Origin of the sequence: Stenotrophomonas lactitubi (assembly GCF_002803515.1) — a bacterium.
Classification (GTDB): domain Bacteria; phylum Pseudomonadota; class Gammaproteobacteria; order Xanthomonadales; family Xanthomonadaceae; genus Stenotrophomonas; species Stenotrophomonas lactitubi.
Genome location: NZ_PHQX01000001.1, coordinates 629,380 through 645,787 on the forward strand (window position 1 = coordinate 629,380; position 16,408 = coordinate 645,787).

Consider the following 16,408-nt stretch of genomic DNA (forward strand, 5'->3'; position numbering starts at 1 on the left):
AATCGGGTTTCCATATGGATACCCGTCGAAGGAGCGGAAGAACATGGGGCTCAAGGTGCGGAAGAACCGGGCAGTAGATCCGGACAGTGTGTGTCCGTTGAGCAAGTGCATGGCGTTGCTTGCCGGCACATGGACGGCGGAGATCATCTGGTCATTGAGTGCTGGGCCGCGACGATTCGGCGAGCTGCGTGTGGACCTGGCGCCGGTGACGGCCAAGACGCTGACCGCGCGCCTTCGGGACATGCAGCAGAAAGGTCTGGTCACACGTCATGAAAGGGACACCTCGCCCCCTTCCATTGAGTACGAACTCACCCGCCTGGGCGCACGGTTGTTGCCCGCGATCCATGCAATCGCACAGGTTGGCAATGAACTGAAATTCGGCGCCGAGCCAGCGGGCTGAGCGATCTTCTTCCAGCAACGAAAAGGCCGCCCATGGGGGCGGCCTTCGCGGGTGCAGTGATTGGGCTGCTCAGCTGGAAGCGTTGCGGATCGCCTCCGGCAGCGGCGCGCTCTTGCCGGTCTGCGTGTCCATCCACACCACCACCACGTTGCCGTCCGAATACAGCTTCGACTCATCCTGCTGGTCGACGATGCGATGACCGATGGTCACGCTGCTGTTGCCCAGGCGCTCGACGAACAGCTCGACCAGGATGTCGTTGGGCCACACGATCGGCAAGCGGTAGTTGACGTTGGTGGCAGCCACCACCGGTGCGATGCGGTCGGTCATCGACACGCCATCCACGCCCAGCATCCAGCGCACGCGCGCCTCTTCCAGGTAGGAGATGTACTTGGCGTTGTTGACGTGGCCCATGCTGTCCATGTCACGCCAGCGCACGCTGATCGGAATGCGGGCCAGGATCTTGTGTTCGCTGCTCATCAGGCGTCCTTCTTCTTCTTGGTGCCGGCCGTGGCGGTCTTGCTGGCCTTGCCGGTGCTCTTGGCGGCGGCTGCCTTCTTTGCCGGCTTCTCGGGCTTCACCTTGCGCGGCGGGCGCGCATCGGGCTTGTTGGCCACGGCGGCGGGCTGGTCCGGTCGCGCAGTAGTGGAGGGCAGCATCCGGGCGAGGAACTGGCCGGTGTACGAATCCGGGCAAGCGGCCACGTCTTCCGGCGTGCCGGTCACCAGGATGGTGCCACCGCGATGACCGCCTTCCGGACCCAGATCGACGATCCAGTCCGCGGTCTTGATCACGTCCAGGTTGTGCTCGATCACCACCACCGTGTTGCCCTCGTCGCGCAGCTTGTGCAGCACGCCGAGCAGTGCCTCGATGTCGTGGAAGTGCAGGCCGGTGGTCGGCTCGTCGAGGATGTACAGAGTGCGGCCGGTATCGCGGCGCGACAGTTCCTTGGACAGCTTCACGCGCTGCGCTTCACCACCGGACAGCGTGGTCGCGCTCTGGCCCAGCTTGATGTAGCTCAGGCCGACATCGACCAGGGTTTCCAGCTTGCGGGCGATGGACGGTACCGGCTCGAACAGCTTCAACGCATCTTCGACGGTCATTTCCAGCACGTCGTTGATGTTGAAGCCCTTGTACAGGATCTCCAGCGTTTCGCGGTTGTAGCGCTTGCCATGGCAGACGTCGCAGGGCACGTACACGTCCGGCAGGAAGTGCATCTCGACCTTGATCAGGCCATCGCCCTGGCAGGCCTCGCAGCGGCCACCACGCACGTTGAAACTGAAGCGGCCCGGCGAATAACCGCGCGCACGCGATTCGGGCACCTGTGCGAACAGCTCGCGCAGGGGAGTGAACAGACCGGTATAGGTGGCCGGGTTCGAACGCGGGGTGCGGCCGATCGGCGACTGGTCGATGTCCACCACCTTGTCGAACAGGTCCAGGCCATCGATCTCCTTGTAAGGCGCGATCGGGTGCGAGGCGCCGTTGATCTCGTTGGCAGCCAGCGAGAACAGGGTGTCGTTGATCAGGGTCGACTTGCCCGAGCCGGACACGCCGGTCACGCAGGTCAGCAGCCCCGCCGGAATGGCCAGGTCCACGCCTTTCAGGTTGTTGCCGGTGGCACCACGCAGATGCAGGGTCATCTTCGGGTTCGGCTTGTGCCGGCGCGCCGGGATCTTGATCGCGCGCCTGCCCGACAGGTACTGGCCGGTCAGCGAACGCGGTGCATCGAGGAGGTCCTGCAGGCTGCCCTGGCCGACGATCTCGCCGCCATGCACACCCGCGCCCGGCCCGATGTCCAGCACGTAGTCGGCCAGGCGGATCGCATCTTCGTCATGCTCGACCACGATCACCGTGTTGCCGAGGTCGCGCAGGCGGGTGAGGGTGCCCAGCAGGCGCTCGTTGTCGCGCTGGTGCAGGCCGATGGACGGCTCATCGAGCACGTACATCACGCCCACCAGGCCGGCACCGATCTGGCTGGCCAGGCGGATGCGCTGTGCCTCGCCACCGGACAGGGTGTCGGCCTTGCGCTCCAGGGTCAGGTAATCCAGACCCACATCGACCAGGAAGCCGAGACGCTCACCGATCTCCTTGACGATCTTCGCAGCGATCTCGCCGCGCCAGCCCGGCAGGCTCAGTTCGCTGAAGAACTTCAGCGCTTCATCGATCGGCAGCACCACCAGTTCCGGCAGCGGGCGATCGGCCACGAACACGTTGCGCGCGGCCTTGTTCAGGCGTGCGCCGTTGCACTCGGGGCAGGCATGCTCGCTGATGTACTTGCCCAGCTCTTCCTGCACCGCCGCCGACTCGGTTTCCTTGTAGCGGCGTTCGAGGTTGGGAATGATGCCTTCGAAGCGATGCTTGCGCTGGGTGCGGCCACCGGCCTCGGTGAAGTAGGTGAAGGTGATCGCTTCCTCGCCGCTGCCGTACAGCACGGCCTGCTGCACCTTGGCCGGCAGCGAGTTCCACGCCGCGTCGGTGTCGAACTTGTAGTGCTTGGCCAGCGAGGCGATCAACTGGAAGTAATAGGCATTGCGGCGATCCCAGCCGCGCACGGCACCGGCAGCCAGCGACAGCTCGGGATGCACCACCACGCGCGAGGGATCGAAGAATTCGGCCATGCCCAGTCCATCGCAACCGGGGCAGGCGCCCATCGGTGCGTTGAACGAGAACAGGCGCGGCTCCAGTTCGGGCAGCGAGTAGTCGCAGACCGGGCAGGAATACTTGGACGAGAACAGGGTAGGGGTCGCACCGGCGTCGTCCAGCGACTGCACCGACGCCATGCCATCACCCAGCTTCAAGGCCGTTTCGAAGCTCTCGGCCAGGCGCTGCTTGATGTCTTCGCGCGGGCGGAAGCGATCGATCACCGCTTCGATGGTGTGCTTCTGGCGCAGTGCCAGCGGCGGCACCGCATCGATTTCGTACAGTTCGCCATCGACGCGCACACGCACGAAACCCTGCGCGCGCAGCTGGTCGAACACCTGCGCGTGCTCGCCCTTGCGGTCGCGGATCACCGGCGCCAGCAGCATGTAGCGCTGTTCCGGGTCCAGCGTCAGCATGTGGTCGACCATCTGGCTGACCGTCTGCGCTTCCAGCGGATAGCCGTGGTCGGGGCAACGCGGGGTGCCGACACGTGCGTACAGCAGGCGCAGGTAGTCGTAGATCTCGGTGATCGTGCCGACCGTCGAGCGCGGGTTGTGCGAGGTCGACTTCTGCTCGATCGAGATCGCCGGGGACAGGCCTTCGATATGGTCCAGATCCGGCTTTTCCATCACGCTCAGGAACTGCCGCGCATACGCCGACAGGGACTCGACGTAACGCCGCTGGCCCTCGGCATAGATGGTGTCGAACGCCAGCGATGACTTGCCCGAACCGGACAGGCCGGTGATCACGATCAGTTTGTCGCGAGGCAGGTCGAGGTCGATGTTCTTGAGGTTGTGCGTCCGCGCGCCGCGGATGCGGATGAAATCCATCGCCATGGGGAATCCGGTTGTGGGGGCGTGGCTGGGCCGCCGGGCCAGCGAGAGGGCGGCAATCGGTCAGCCTACCGAGGTGACCAGATGGGGGCAATGGGCGACAATGCCAGCCCGGTGTCTCACCTCGTGAGACGGCCAGTAGAGCCGAGCCATGCTCGGCTGGCCGGACCCCGAACCGTTCAGCCGAGCATGGCTCGGCTCTACTGAGGGCGGGGGACAGGTCCCCGCAGGCCCCGCCCAGGGGTTGACTTGACCCGTCCCCGGTGGTCCACGTACAATTCCGCTCCTGTCCGCCCTCGACGGCGGCAGTCCATAGACCACAATAACTACAGAGGAAGTCTGGTCATGTACGCAGTACTGGTCACCGGCGGTAAGCAATACCGCGTGGCGCAGGGCGAAAAGCTCCGCATTGAAAAGCTCGAAGTCGAAGTCGGCAGCGAGATCAAGTTCGACAACATCCTGCTGCTCGGCGACAGCGATGGCATCAAGATCGGCGACGCCCTGAGCGGCGCTGCGGTCACTGCCACCGTCCTGTCCCAGGGTCGTGCCGACAAGGTCCGGATCATCAAGTTCCGTCGCCGTAAGCACCACATGAAGCGCCAGGGTCACCGTCAGTACTACACCGAAATCGAGATCACCGGCATTGCCGGTGGCAGCAAGTAAGGAGATAGGTCATGGCACATAAAAAAGGCGTAGGCTCTTCGCGCAACGGTCGCGACTCCAACCCGAAGTACCTCGGCGTCAAGATCTTCGGCGGCCAGGCCATCGAAGCCGGCAACATCATCGTGCGTCAGCGCGGCACCCAGTTCCACCCGGGTTCCGGCGTCGGCCTCGGTCGTGACCACACCCTGTTCGCCCTGACGGACGGCAAGGTGGAGTTCACCGTGAAGGGCCCGAAGAAGCGTCGCACTGTCAGCGTCGTCTCGGTCGAAGCCTGATAAGGCAACGGCCGGCGCCCATGCCCCGGCATGGAGACGCTGCATGAAGAGCCCCGCTTCGGCGGGGCTTTTCGTTGGAATCAATGGTAAAACGGGCATCGCCCGGTTGTCGGCCAGCGGCCGGCACTACATCAAGGTGGCGGCGTGCATGCCGCGCCCATCGCAGGCATCGAAACAATGAAACTGGTAGACGAAGCAGAAATCGAAGTGTTCGCCGGCAACGGCGGCAACGGCTGCATTGGCTTCCGTCGCGAGAAGTTCATTCCGCTCGGCGGCCCGGACGGCGGCGACGGCGGTGCGGGCGGCAGCGTGTGGATCCGCGCCGACGAAAACCTCAACACCCTGGTCGACTTCCGCCATGACCGCATCTTCAAGGCGCAGCGCGGCGAGAACGGCATGGGCCGCCAGGCCTATGGCAAGGGCGGCGAAGACATGGTCATTACCGTGCCGGTCGGCACCGTGATCATCAACGTGGCCACCGATGAAATCATCGGCGACCTGACCCAGCATGGCGACCGCCTGCTGGTGGCCAAGGGCGGCCGCGGCGGCCTCGGCAACATGCATTTCAAGAGCTCCACCAACCGCTCGCCGCGCCAGGCGCTGCCGGGTGAGCCGGGTGAAGAGCGCACGCTGAAGCTGGAGTTGAAGCTGCTGGCCGACGTCGGCCTGCTGGGCTTCCCCAATGCCGGCAAGAGCACCCTGATCCGCGCCGTCTCGGCGGCGACGCCGAAGGTGGCCGATTACCCGTTCACCACGCTGTACCCGAACCTGGGTGTGGTGAAGGTGGAAAACTACCGCAGCTTCGTGATCGCCGATATTCCGGGCCTGATCGAGGGTGCTGCCGACGGTGCCGGCCTGGGCGCGCAGTTCCTGCGCCACCTGCAGCGCACCCGCCTGTTGCTGCACCTCGTCGACATCTCGCCGATGGAAGGTGGTGTGGAAGGTGTTTCCCCGGTCGAGCAGGTGCGTGCCATCGAGCGCGAACTGGAAAAGCACGATCCGGAGCTGCTGGCCAAGCCGCGCTGGCTGGTGCTGAACAAGGCCGACCTGATGTTCGAGGACGAGGCCAAGGCCGCCGCCGAGAAGATCGTGGCCGAGCTGGGCTGGAAGGAGCCGTGGTTCCTGGTGTCCGCACTGGGTCGCGAGGGCACCTTCCCGATCATGAGCCGGATCATGGCGTTCTTCGATCGCCAGAAGGAAGACGAGCTCGAGGCGGCACGCAACGCGCAGTAATGCCTGTTGCGGTTCCCGCGAAAAAACCCGGCTTCGGCCGGGTTTTTTGTGGGTGCCGCTCTTCTGTAGAGCCGAGCCCATGCTCGGCTGCTGTTCGCGCGGCCAGCCGAGCATGGGCTCGGCTCTACAGAGGCGGAAACTGCAGGCAACAAAAAACCCGGCCGAAGCCGGGCTTTTGCGTGCTGCCGGAGCCGGGGCTCCAGCAACCAACCGGATCAGGCGGCCTGGAGGGCCTTGATGCGGTCGTTCAGGCGGCTCTTGTGGCGAGCAGCCTTGTTCTTGTGGATCAGGCCACGCGCGCTGAAACGATCCAGGATCGGCTGGGCAACGGCGAAGGCGGCTTGAGCGCCGGCGGCATCGTTGGCGTCCAGCGCCTTGATCACTTTCTTGACAGCGGTGCGCAGCATCGAGCGCTGAGCCACGTTGCGCGCGTTGCGCACGACGGTCTGCTTGGCGCGCTTCTTGGCGGACTTGATATTGGCCACGGTGGTGGTTTCCTGAAAAATCGGTGTTATGGGAACAGCAAGCTAGCTAGTATGATGGCGTAAGAAATGTACGTCAAGTCGATTGTCAAGAGGGACGTTGAGTGAGTTCACCCAAGATGTTGCGGGGCCTGCTGTCGTTCAGCAGCATGACCATGGTCTCGCGGGTTCTCGGCCTGGTCCGGGACCAGGTGGTGACCTCGACCTTCGGCACCAACGCCATCACCGATGCTTTCTGGGTCGCCTTCAGGATACCCAATTTCCTGCGCCGGCTGTTCGCCGAGGGCTCCTTTGCCACCGCATTCGTGCCGGTGTTCACCGAGGTGAAGGAAACCCGCAGCCACGCCGAGCTGCGTGAACTGATGGCCCGCACTGCCGGCACCCTGGGCGGCGTGCTGATGCTGGTCACCGCGCTGGCGCTGATCTTCGCGCCGCAGCTGGCGTCGGTCTTCGCAAGTGGCGTCGACACCGACCCTGCCAAGCAGGGCCTGCTGATTGACCTGTTCCGCCTGACTTTCCCGTTCCTGCTGTTCGTTTCGCTGACCGCCCTGGCCGGTGGTGCGCTGAACAGTTTCCAGCGCTTCGCGATGCCGGCGCTGACCCCGGTCATCCTCAACCTGTGCATGATCGCCGGCGCGCTGTGGCTGGCGCCGCGGCTGGGTGGCACGCCGGAAAAGCAGATCCTCGCCCTGGGCTGGGCCGTGCTGGCCGCCGGCCTGCTGCAGCTGCTGTTCCAGCTGCCTTCGTTGAAGGGCATCGACCTGCTGACCCTGCCGCGCTGGGGCTGGAACCATCCGGGCGTGCGCAAGGTGATGACGCTGATGGTGCCGACCCTGTTCGGCTCGTCAGTGGCGCAGATCAACCTGCTGCTGGATACCGTCATCGCCGCCAAGCTGACCGATGGTTCGCAATCCTGGCTGTCGCTGGCCGATCGCTTCCTGGAACTGCCGTTGGGCGTGTTCGGCGTGGCCCTGGGCACGGTGATCCTGCCGGCGCTGGCCCGGCATCATGTCAGCACCGACCGCGAAGGCTTCTCGCGCTCGCTGGACTGGGGCTTGCGCATGACCCTGCTGATCTCGGTGCCGGCCATGCTCGGCCTGCTGCTGCTGGCCGAGCCGCTGATCTCCACGATCTTCCAGCACGGCCAGTTCACCGCCTTCGACACCCGCATGACGGCGCTGTCGGTGTACGGCCTGAGCTTCGGCCTGCCGGCCTTCGCGCTGCTGAAAGTGGTGCTGCCGGCCTTTTACGCGCGCCAGGACACCAGGACGCCGGTGCGTGCTGGTGTCGCCGCGTTGGTGGCCAACATGGTGTTCAACTTCGCCCTGCTGGCGGTGCTGTACCAGGTGATGGTGCCCGATGAGCTGAAGGCGCAGGGGGTGATGGCCGCCCTCGGCAAGCAGCCTGGCCTGCACCTGGCGCTGGGCATTGCCAGCGCGCTGTCCAGTTACCTGAACCTGGGGCTGCTCTGGTACTGGCTGGGCAAGACCGATGTCTACCAGCGGCGCCCGGGCTGGGGCGGCTACCTGCTGCGCCTGCTGCTGGCGTGTACGGCGATGGTCGGCGTGCTGCTGGCCCTGCTGTACTGGCTGCCTGGCTTCTCGTCGATGGGCGTGTGGGAACGGATCGGTGCCCTCGGCCTGCTGGTCGGCGGTGGCGGGCTGACCTATCTGCTGGCGATGGTGGCGATGGGCTTCCGCCCGCGCGACCTGCGTGGGCATTGATCGTGGCTCCCGGCGGCTATACTTCAGGGTTACACCATTGAAACGGCGGGCTTGGGCCGGCCGGAACGAGAGTTGATGAGCAGGCTGTTCAGAAGCGTCGAGGGCGGGGAGCTGTTCCCCAACGGAAGCGTGGTCTGCATCGGTGCATTCGACGGCCTCCACCTGGGGCATCGTGCGCTGGTGCGGCACGCGGTCGCGCGCGCGCGCGCCTTGGGTGTGGCTGCGGTGGCGGTCGCCTTCGAGCCGTTGCCGCGCGAGTTCTTCGCCCAGGGCACGCCGCCGCCGCGGTTGACCCTGGCCCGCAGCAAGGTCGAGATCCTGCGCGAACTGGGCGTCGATGCGATCGGCCTGCTGCGCTTTGACGCGGCGATGGCGGCAATGCCGGCCGAGGCATTCGTACGCCAGCTGCTGGCCCAGCGCTTGAACGCCCGCGAGGTCTGGATCGGGCCGGAGTTCTGTTTCGGCAACCGTCGCCGTGGCGATCTGGCCCTGCTGCAGGCGCTGGGCGCTGAGCTCGGTTTCAGCGCCGGTGAAATCGAAGCGGTCGACCTGCATGGTGATCGCATCTCCAGCACCCGTATCCGCCAGCTGCTGCAGGAAGGCGACTTCGCCCGTGTCGGCGATCTGCTGGGGCGTCCCTACTCGATCAGCGGGCGGGTGGTGCGCGGGCGCCAGCTCGGCCGTACGCTGGGCTTCCCCACCGCCAACCTGCGGTTCCCGAAGACCCCGGCGCTGTCGGGCATCTACGCGACCTGGGTGCACGGGGTGTTCGACCAGCCGTGGCCGTCGGTGTCCAGCTTCGGTACCCGGCCGACCGTGGACGGCGTGGAGCCGCTGCTGGAAGCGCACCTGTTCGATTTCCAGGGCGACCTGTACGGGCGCCACATCGAAGTGGAATTCGTCGCCAAGCTGCGTGACGAAGAGAAATTCAACGGTCTGGCGGCGCTGACCGACCAGATGCACCGCGACGCCGAACAGGCGCGTGCCATCCTTTCCGAACATAGATTGCGAGCCACTGCGTGAGCCAGGACTACAAGACCACCCTCAACCTGCCGGCCACCGAATTCCCGATGCGCGGCGACCTGCCCAAGCGCGAGCCGGGCATTCTGGCGCGCTGGGAAGAGCAGGGGCTCTACCAGCAGCTGCGCGACAACGCCGCCGGCCGCCCGCTGTTCGTGCTGCATGACGGCCCGCCGTACGCCAATGCGCGCATCCACCTGGGCCATGCGGTCAACAAGATCCTCAAGGACATCATCGTCAAGTCGCGCTACCTGGCCGGCTTCGATGCGCCCTACGTGCCGGGCTGGGACTGCCATGGCCTGCCGATCGAAATCGCGGTGGAAAAGAAGTGGGGCAAGGTCGGGGTGAAGCTCGATGCGGTCGAGTTCCGGCAGAAGTGCCGCGAGTTCGCCGAGGAGCAGATCGACATCCAGCGCGCTGACTTCAAGCGCCTGGGCGTCACCGGCGACTGGGACAACCCGTACAAGACCCTGAGCTTCGATTTCGAGGCCAACGAGATCCGCGCGTTGTCCAAGATCGTGGCCAACGGCCATCTGCTGCGCGGCGCCAAGCCGGTGTACTGGTGCTTCGACTGCGGCTCGGCTCTGGCCGAAGCCGAGATCGAGTACCACGAGAAGACCTCGCCGGCGATCGACGTGGCCTACGCCGCACGTGATGCACAGGCGGTGGCGCAGGCGTTCGGCGTCAGCCTGCCGGCCGATGTCGAAGTGGCCGTGCCGATCTGGACCACCACCCCGTGGACGCTGCCGGCCTCGCTGGCGGTGTCGCTGGGCGCGGACATCCGCTATGTGCTGGCCGAAGGCCCGGCGCACAACGGCAAGCGCCGTTGGCTGGTGCTGGCCGCGGCCCTGGCCGAACGGTCGCTGCAGCGCTACGGCGTGGACGCGGTGGTGCTGCATGGTGAAGCCGAAGGTTCGGCACTGGAAAACCAGCTGCTGGCGCACCCGTTCTACCCGGAGCGCGAGATCCTCGTGCTCAACGGCGAACACGTGTCCGACGAGGACGGTACCGGTGCGGTGCACACTGCGCCCGGCCACGGCCAGGAAGACTACGTGGTCAGCCAGAAATACGGCCTGCTGGACAAGTACAACGCCGGTCAGATCACTCCGATCGACGGCCGTGGCGTCTACCTGGAATCGACCCCGCCGGCCGGGGACGTGGTGCTGGCTGGCCAGCACCTGTGGAAGGCGCAGGAGGCGATCGTGCAGGTGCTGCGTGACAGCGGCGCACTGCTGGCCTTCGTCGAGATCCGCCACAGCTACCCGCACTGCTGGCGGCACAAGACGCCGGTTGTGTTCCGCGCCACCCCGCAGTGGTTCATTTCGATGGACAAGGCCAACCTGCGCAACGATGCGCTGGCCGCCATCGACACCGTCGGCTGGTTCCCGAGCTGGGGCAAGGCGCGCATCCAGAGCATGGTCGACGGCCGCCCGGACTGGACGATCTCGCGCCAGCGCACCTGGGGCGTGCCGATCGCACTGTTCACCCACCGCCAGACCGGCGAGATCCACCCGCGTTCGGTGGAGCTGATGCAGCAGGTCGCCGACCGCGTTGAAGCCGAAGGCATCGACGTGTGGTACTCGCTGGATGCGGCTGAACTGCTGGGCGCTGAAGCGGCCGACTACGAGAAGGTCACCGACATCCTCGACGTCTGGTTCGATTCCGGCGTGACCCATGAAGCAGTGCTGGCCGCGCGTGGCTTCGGCAAGCCGGCCGACCTGTACCTGGAAGGCTCCGACCAGCATCGCGGCTGGTTCCAGTCCTCGCTGCTGACCGGCGTGGCCATCGACAAGCACGCGCCGTACAAGCAGTGCCTCACCCACGGTTTCACCGTGGACGAGCACGGCCGCAAGATGTCCAAGTCGCTGGGCAACGGCATCGAGCCGCAGGAAATCATGAACAAGCTGGGCGCGGACATCCTGCGCCTGTGGATCGCCTCGGCCGACTACAGCAACGAGATGTCGCTGTCGCAGGAAATCCTCAAGCGCACCGCCGACGCCTACCGTCGCCTGCGCAACACCGCCCGCTTCCTGCTGGGCAACCTGGACGGTTTCGATCCGGCCCAGCACCTGCGCCCGCTCAACGAGATGGTCGCGCTGGACCGCTGGATCGTGCACCGCGCCTGGGAGCTGCAGGAGAAGATCAAGGCGGCGTATGACAATTACGACATGGCCGAGATCGTGCAGCTGCTGCTGAACTTCTGCAGCGTGGACCTGGGCTCGCTGTACCTGGACGTGACCAAGGACCGCCTGTACACGATGCCGACCGATTCGGATGGTCGTCGTTCGGCGCAGAGCGCGATGTACCACATCGCCGAAGCGTTCACCCGCTGGGTGGCGCCGATCCTGACCTTCACCGCCGACGAGCTTTGGGGTTACCTGCCGGGTGACCGTGCCGGCCACGTGCTGTTCACCACCTGGTACGAGGGCCTGGCACCGCTGCCGGCCGAGGCACAGCTCAGCGCTGCCGACTTCGACCAGCTGCTGGCCGTGCGCGAACAGGTGGCCAAGGTGCTGGAGCCGATGCGCGCCAATGGTGCGATCGGCGCCGCGCTGGAAGCGGAGATCACCATCGCCGCCAGCGAAGACCAGGCCGCACGCTGGCAGCCGCTGGCCGATGAACTGCGTTTCCTGTTCATCAGCGGTGACGTGCAGGTGCGCCCGGCGACCACCGACGAGGTGTTCGTCAGCGCCCAGCCGACGCAGAAGTCCAAGTGCGTGCGCTGCTGGCACCACCGTGCCGACGTTGGCAGCAATGCCGACCACCCGGAACTGTGCGGTCGCTGCGTGACCAACATCGCCGGTGCCGGCGAAGTGCGGAGCTGGTTCTGATGGCCGCCCCGCGCCCGCATCCCAACGCACTGATCTGGCTGCTGCTGTCGGCAGTCATCATCGGCCTGGACCAGTGGTCGAAGGCCTGGGTGCTGTCGAGCCTGCCGGAGTTCCAGCCGGTGGTGGTCATCGACGGCTTCTGGAACTGGTACCGCACCTACAACACGGGTGCAGCGTTCAGCTTCCTGAGCGACGCCGGTGGCTGGCAGAAGCATTTCTTCACCGTTCTGGCGATCGCCATCAGCGGCCTGATGGCCTGGTGGCTGCGTGCTACCGCCCGTGGCAACTGGAAGGCCGCCGTGCCTTATGCACTGATCATCGGCGGTGCGATCGGCAACGTGATCGACCGCCAGGTGCATGGTCATGTGGTGGATTTCATCCAGTGGTACGTCGGCGAGCATGTCTGGCCGTCGTTCAACATCGCCGATTCGGCCATCGTGGTGGGTGCCGTAGGCATCGCCCTGTTCGGCCTGTTCGACGGCAAGTCCGCCAAAAAGGCGGATAATGCCAACCCGAAACCGTAAGCCGGCCGCTGCCGGGAGACTGAACTGATGGATGTGCTGCTCGCCAACCCGCGTGGTTTCTGTGCCGGTGTCGATCGTGCGATCGAGATCGTCAAGCGCGCGATCGAAACGCTCGGCGCGCCCATCTATGTCCGCCATGAAGTGGTGCACAACCGCTTCGTGGTTGATGACCTGAAGCAGCGCGGCGCGATCTTCGTCGAAGAACTCGACGAAGTGCCGGACAACAACACCGTCATCTTCAGCGCCCACGGTGTTTCCCAGGCCGTACGCCTGGAAGCAGAGCGTCGTGGCCTGAAAGTGTTCGACGCCACCTGTCCGCTGGTGACCAAGGTTCATTTCGAAGTCGCCCGTCACTGCCGTGCCGGCCGTGACGTGGTGCTGATCGGCCATGCCGGCCATCCGGAAGTGGAAGGCACGATGGGGCAGTGGAACCGCGAGGCGGGCACCGGCCAGATCTATCTGGTCGAGGACGTGGAGCAGGTGGCCACGCTGCAGATCAACCAGCCGGAAAACTTCGCCTACACCACCCAGACCACGCTGTCGGTGGACGACACGCGCGGCATCATCGAAGCCATGCGCGCGCGCTTCCCGGCGATGCAGGGGCCGAAGAACGACGACATCTGCTACGCCACGCAGAACCGCCAGGACGCCGTGCGCGACCTGGCCAAGCGCTGCGACCTGGTGCTGGTGGTCGGTTCGCCGAACAGCTCCAATTCCAACCGTCTGAGCGAGCTGGCCCGCCGTGAAGGCGTGGAGAGCTACCTGATCGACGGTGCCCACGAGATCGACCCGGCCTGGGTGCTCGGCAAGCAGCATATCGGCGTGACCGCCGGTGCGTCGGCGCCGCAGGTGCTGGTCGATGGCGTGCTGGCGCGTCTGGCCGAGCTGGGGGCTTCCGGCATCGGTGAGCTGGACGGCGAGCCGGAATCGATGGTGTTCGCGCTGCCGAAGGAACTGCGCCTGCGGTTGGTTGACTGACCGATAGCGCTACGGGTGGGTGCGAACCTTGGTTCGCACGGCTTCGGGATGCATGTCATCCACGCATGGCGTGGATCTACCCGGTACTCCTCCGCTTTCCAGTAGATCCACGCCATGCGTGGATGCGGTCCGCCCTCGATGTCGCTGCGATGAGGCTTTGCTGCATCAGGTCGATGCACTGGCAACCATGACCTTCGGCCATGGGGCTCGGCATCGCACAGGCCTAGCATCGGGAAATCCTTCGCTGCTGGAAGTTGCCGATGAAAACCCGTGCCCTGGTGATGTCCGTGCTGATCGCGCTGGCGGCCACGCCCGCGCTGGCGCAGACCCCGCCACCGGGTGATGCCGCCGCCCCCGGCCTGCTGCGCATCGATGTCGACGCGCGCGACCTGGCCCGGCGCATCTTCAAGGTGACCGCCACCGTGCCGGCCAAGCCCGGCCCGCTGACCCTGCTGTACCCGCAGTGGATTCCCGGCAACCATTCGCCCACCGGCCCCATCGACAAGCTGGCGGGGCTGCGGGTGACCGCCAACGGCAAGCCGTTGGCCTGGCAGCGCGACCAGTTCAACGTGTACGCGTTCAAAGTGGACGTGCCGGCGGGTGTGAGTGAGATCGTCGCCCACTTCGATTTCCTGTCTTCGCAGGGTGGAAGCCAGGGCCGGGTGGTGATGACCCCGGAAATGCTCAACCTGCAGTGGAACGCCAACTCGCTGTATCCGGCCGGCGTGGACGCGCGCAATCTGCAGGCGCAGGCGAGCGTGACCCTGCCCAAGGGCTGGGCCTATGCCACCGCGCTGGAAACCGCACGCCGCGATGGCGACACCGTGGTGTTCAAGCCGATTTCGTACGACCACCTGGTCGACTCGCCGTTGTTTGCCGGTGAGCATCACCAGCGCATCGACCTCGACCCGGGCGCGAAGGCGCCGGTGCATCTGAACGTGTTCGCCGACGATGCCAAATCGCTGAAGCCAACCGATGCGCAGTTGAAGGTGCATCGTGCGCTGGTGCAGCAGGCCGACAAGCTGTACGGCGCGCGTCACTACGATCACTACGAATTCCTGCTTGCGCTGACCGATCGTCTCGGCGGCATCGGGCTGGAGCACCATCGCTCCAGCGAGAACAGTGCCGACCCGGGCTACTTCACCGAGTGGGACAGCAATGCCTGGATGCGCGACCTGCTGCCGCATGAGTACACCCACTCGTGGAACGGCAAGTACCGTCGCGGTGCCGACCTGGCCACGGCCAATTTCAATACGCCGATGGGCGACAGCCTGTTGTGGGTGTATGAAGGCCAGACCCAGTTCTGGGGCCAGGTGCTGGCCGCGCGTTCGGGCCTTTGGACCACTGAGCAGGCGCGCGACATGCTGGCGAACGTGGCGGCAACCTATGACCGCGGCCGCCCGGGACTTGCGTGGCGCCCGCTGCAGGACACCACCAACGACCCGACCATCGCCCAGCGCCGCACGTTGCCGTACCGCAATTACCAGATGAGCGAAGACTACTACTCCGGTGGGCAGATGCTGTGGCTGGAGGTGGAGGGCAAGCTGCGTGGGCTGACCGGCAACCGCCGCAGCCTGGATGACTTCGCGCGTGCGTTCTTCGGCGTCGGCAACGGCGATTGGGACGTCAATCCGTACACCTTCGATGACGTGGTGGCGACCTTGAACGGCATCGCGCCGTACGACTGGGCGGGCTTCCTTCGGCAGCGCCTGGACGGGCACGGATCGCTGACCGGCGGCCTGGAACTGGCGGGCTGGAAGCTGGTCTACCGCGATGCGCCGAACGAGGCCTACAAGGCACAGGAAAAGCGCGCGAAGGCAGCGCTGCTGGCCTACTCGCTGGGCGCGACGGTGCTCGACAGCGGCGTTGTCGGCGATGTGGTCTGGGACAGCCCGGCGTTCAATGCCGGCCTGGCGCCGGGCATGAAGGTGATCGCCGTTGGCGGTCGCGAATACAGCAGCCAGCGCTTGAAGGATGCGGTGGCTGCAGCGGCCACTGACAAGGCGCCGATCACGCTGCTGGTCAAACAGTTCGACCGCATCGATACGATGAAGATCGACTATCACGGTGGCCTGCAGTATCCGGTGCTGGAACGCATCACCGGCCGCCCGGACCGCCTTGCAGAGCTGTGGAAGGCACGATGAAGCTGCGCACGCGTGATGGGGTGATCCTGGTGGTGGCCGTGCTGGCCATCGTCGGCGCCTACCTGGACGACGATGGGCGCTGGCTGCACTGGTTGGCCAAGCCAGCGACCACGTTGCTGATCGCCGCCATCGCCTGGCAGGCGCGGCCGGTGGTGGATGCGTTCTACCGGCGCGCGGTGCTGGCCGGCATGCTGCTGTCCTGCGTGGGCGATATCGCGCTGATGCTGCCGGTCGACGCGTTCGTGCCGGGGCTGGTTGCCTTCCTGCTTGCGCATCTCTGCTACATCGCCGCATTCCGCGCCGGCCTGCGTGCGGGCCGCGGATTGCTCGCTGCCTTCGTGCTGCTTGCCGCATTCGCTTCGATCAACGTGGCCGGCCTGTGGCCACATCTGCCGCTGCCGATGCGCATTCCGGTGTTGGCCTACGTCGTGGTGCTTGCCGCCATGGCGGTGCTGGCATTGGCCCGTTACTGGAAGCGGCCGCACGCCGATGCGTTGGAAGCGGGCAGCGCGCGTTGGGCCGCCGGTGGCGCATTGCTGTTCGTGGCCAGCGATTCATTGCTGGCGTGGGATCGCTTCGGCGGTGGCCTGCCGCTGGCCAGCCTCCTGGTGCTGTCCACCTATTACGCCGCGCAGTACGCCATCGCCCGCTCGGTGAGATAGCA

General features: G+C 65.7%; 15 protein-coding genes. 12 read left to right on the top strand and 3 right to left on the bottom strand.

What is annotated here, in order from left to right; translation table 11 throughout:
- The first annotated feature begins 43 nt into the window (after nucleotides 1–43).
- Complete coding sequence (locus CR156_RS02960) at nucleotides 44–400, top strand: winged helix-turn-helix transcriptional regulator (protein ID WP_100551854.1); 357 nt, start codon at nucleotides 44–46, stop codon at nucleotides 398–400.
- A 69-nt stretch (nucleotides 401–469) separates the two neighbouring features.
- Here CR156_RS02960 and CR156_RS02965 read toward each other — a convergent pair whose 3' ends face one another.
- Nucleotides 470–877, bottom strand: coding sequence for an acyl-CoA thioesterase (locus CR156_RS02965; RefSeq protein ID WP_100551855.1), 408 nt, complete (start codon nucleotides 875–877; stop codon nucleotides 470–472).
- Nucleotides 877–3,873: an excinuclease ABC subunit UvrA gene (gene uvrA, locus CR156_RS02970; RefSeq protein ID WP_100551856.1), complete on the bottom strand. Its 2,997-nt coding sequence runs from the start codon at nucleotides 3,871–3,873 to the stop codon at nucleotides 877–879. Before uvrA ends, CR156_RS02965 begins: the two co-directional genes overlap by 1 nt.
- Nucleotides 3,874–4,215: 342 nt before the next feature.
- On the opposite strand from uvrA, the gene rplU reads away from it, so the two are divergent.
- The 4 genes from rplU to obgE are packed head-to-tail and all read left to right on the top strand — an operon-like array spanning nucleotide 4,216 to nucleotide 6,041.
- Entirely contained in the window at nucleotides 4,216–4,533 is a 318-nt protein-coding gene (rplU, locus tag CR156_RS02975; RefSeq protein ID WP_004148331.1) for a 50S ribosomal protein L21, read from the top strand.
- An 11-nt stretch (nucleotides 4,534–4,544) separates the two neighbouring features.
- Nucleotides 4,545–4,808, top strand: a complete 264-nt coding sequence (rpmA, locus tag CR156_RS02980) for a 50S ribosomal protein L27 (RefSeq protein ID WP_089239574.1) — start codon at nucleotides 4,545–4,547, stop codon at nucleotides 4,806–4,808.
- Nucleotides 4,809–4,851: 43 nt separating this feature from the next.
- Entirely contained in the window at nucleotides 4,852–4,989 is a 138-nt protein-coding gene (locus CR156_RS22845; protein WP_157804331.1) for a hypothetical protein, read from the top strand.
- Nucleotides 4,986–6,041, top strand: a complete 1,056-nt coding sequence (obgE, locus tag CR156_RS02985; RefSeq protein WP_025873852.1) for a GTPase ObgE — start codon at nucleotides 4,986–4,988, stop codon at nucleotides 6,039–6,041. The genes CR156_RS22845 and obgE overlap by 4 nt, the downstream gene beginning before the upstream one ends.
- A gap of 215 nt (nucleotides 6,042–6,256) precedes the next feature.
- Here the strand turns inward: obgE and rpsT are convergent, their stop codons facing one another.
- Nucleotides 6,257–6,526 (bottom strand): 30S ribosomal protein S20, encoded by a 270-nt coding sequence (gene rpsT / locus CR156_RS02990; RefSeq protein WP_025873851.1) that lies wholly within the window; start codon nucleotides 6,524–6,526, stop codon nucleotides 6,257–6,259.
- 116 nt (nucleotides 6,527–6,642) lie between these two features.
- Between rpsT and murJ the strand changes: the two genes are divergently transcribed.
- The 7 genes from murJ (at nucleotide 6,643) to CR156_RS03025 (ending at nucleotide 16,406) form a co-directional block, all read left to right on the top strand.
- Nucleotides 6,643–8,247 (top strand): murein biosynthesis integral membrane protein MurJ, encoded by a 1,605-nt coding sequence (murJ, locus tag CR156_RS02995; RefSeq protein WP_100551857.1) that lies wholly within the window; start codon nucleotides 6,643–6,645, stop codon nucleotides 8,245–8,247.
- 75 nt (nucleotides 8,248–8,322) lie between these two features.
- A complete protein-coding gene (locus CR156_RS03000; protein ID WP_100551858.1) occupies nucleotides 8,323–9,270 on the top strand; it encodes a bifunctional riboflavin kinase/FAD synthetase in 948 nt (315 codons plus the stop codon).
- A complete protein-coding gene (gene ileS, locus CR156_RS03005; RefSeq protein ID WP_100551859.1) occupies nucleotides 9,267–12,098 on the top strand; it encodes an isoleucine--tRNA ligase in 2,832 nt (943 codons plus the stop codon). The genes CR156_RS03000 and ileS overlap by 4 nt, the downstream gene beginning before the upstream one ends.
- Entirely contained in the window at nucleotides 12,098–12,622 is a 525-nt protein-coding gene (lspA, locus tag CR156_RS03010) for a signal peptidase II (protein ID WP_100551860.1), read from the top strand. Before ileS ends, lspA begins: the two co-directional genes overlap by 1 nt.
- A 27-nt stretch (nucleotides 12,623–12,649) precedes the next feature.
- Nucleotides 12,650–13,600 carry a 4-hydroxy-3-methylbut-2-enyl diphosphate reductase gene (ispH, locus tag CR156_RS03015; protein WP_089239586.1) on the top strand — a complete coding sequence of 317 codons (951 nt, stop codon included), beginning with the start codon at nucleotides 12,650–12,652 and terminating at the stop codon, nucleotides 13,598–13,600.
- Nucleotides 13,601–13,860: 260 nt separating this feature from the next.
- A complete protein-coding gene (locus CR156_RS03020) occupies nucleotides 13,861–15,744 on the top strand; it encodes a M61 family metallopeptidase (protein WP_100551861.1) in 1,884 nt (627 codons plus the stop codon).
- Entirely contained in the window at nucleotides 15,741–16,406 is a 666-nt protein-coding gene (locus CR156_RS03025) for a lysoplasmalogenase (RefSeq protein WP_100551862.1), read from the top strand. Before CR156_RS03020 ends, CR156_RS03025 begins: the two co-directional genes overlap by 4 nt.
- Nucleotides 16,407–16,408: the final 2 nt, after the last annotated feature.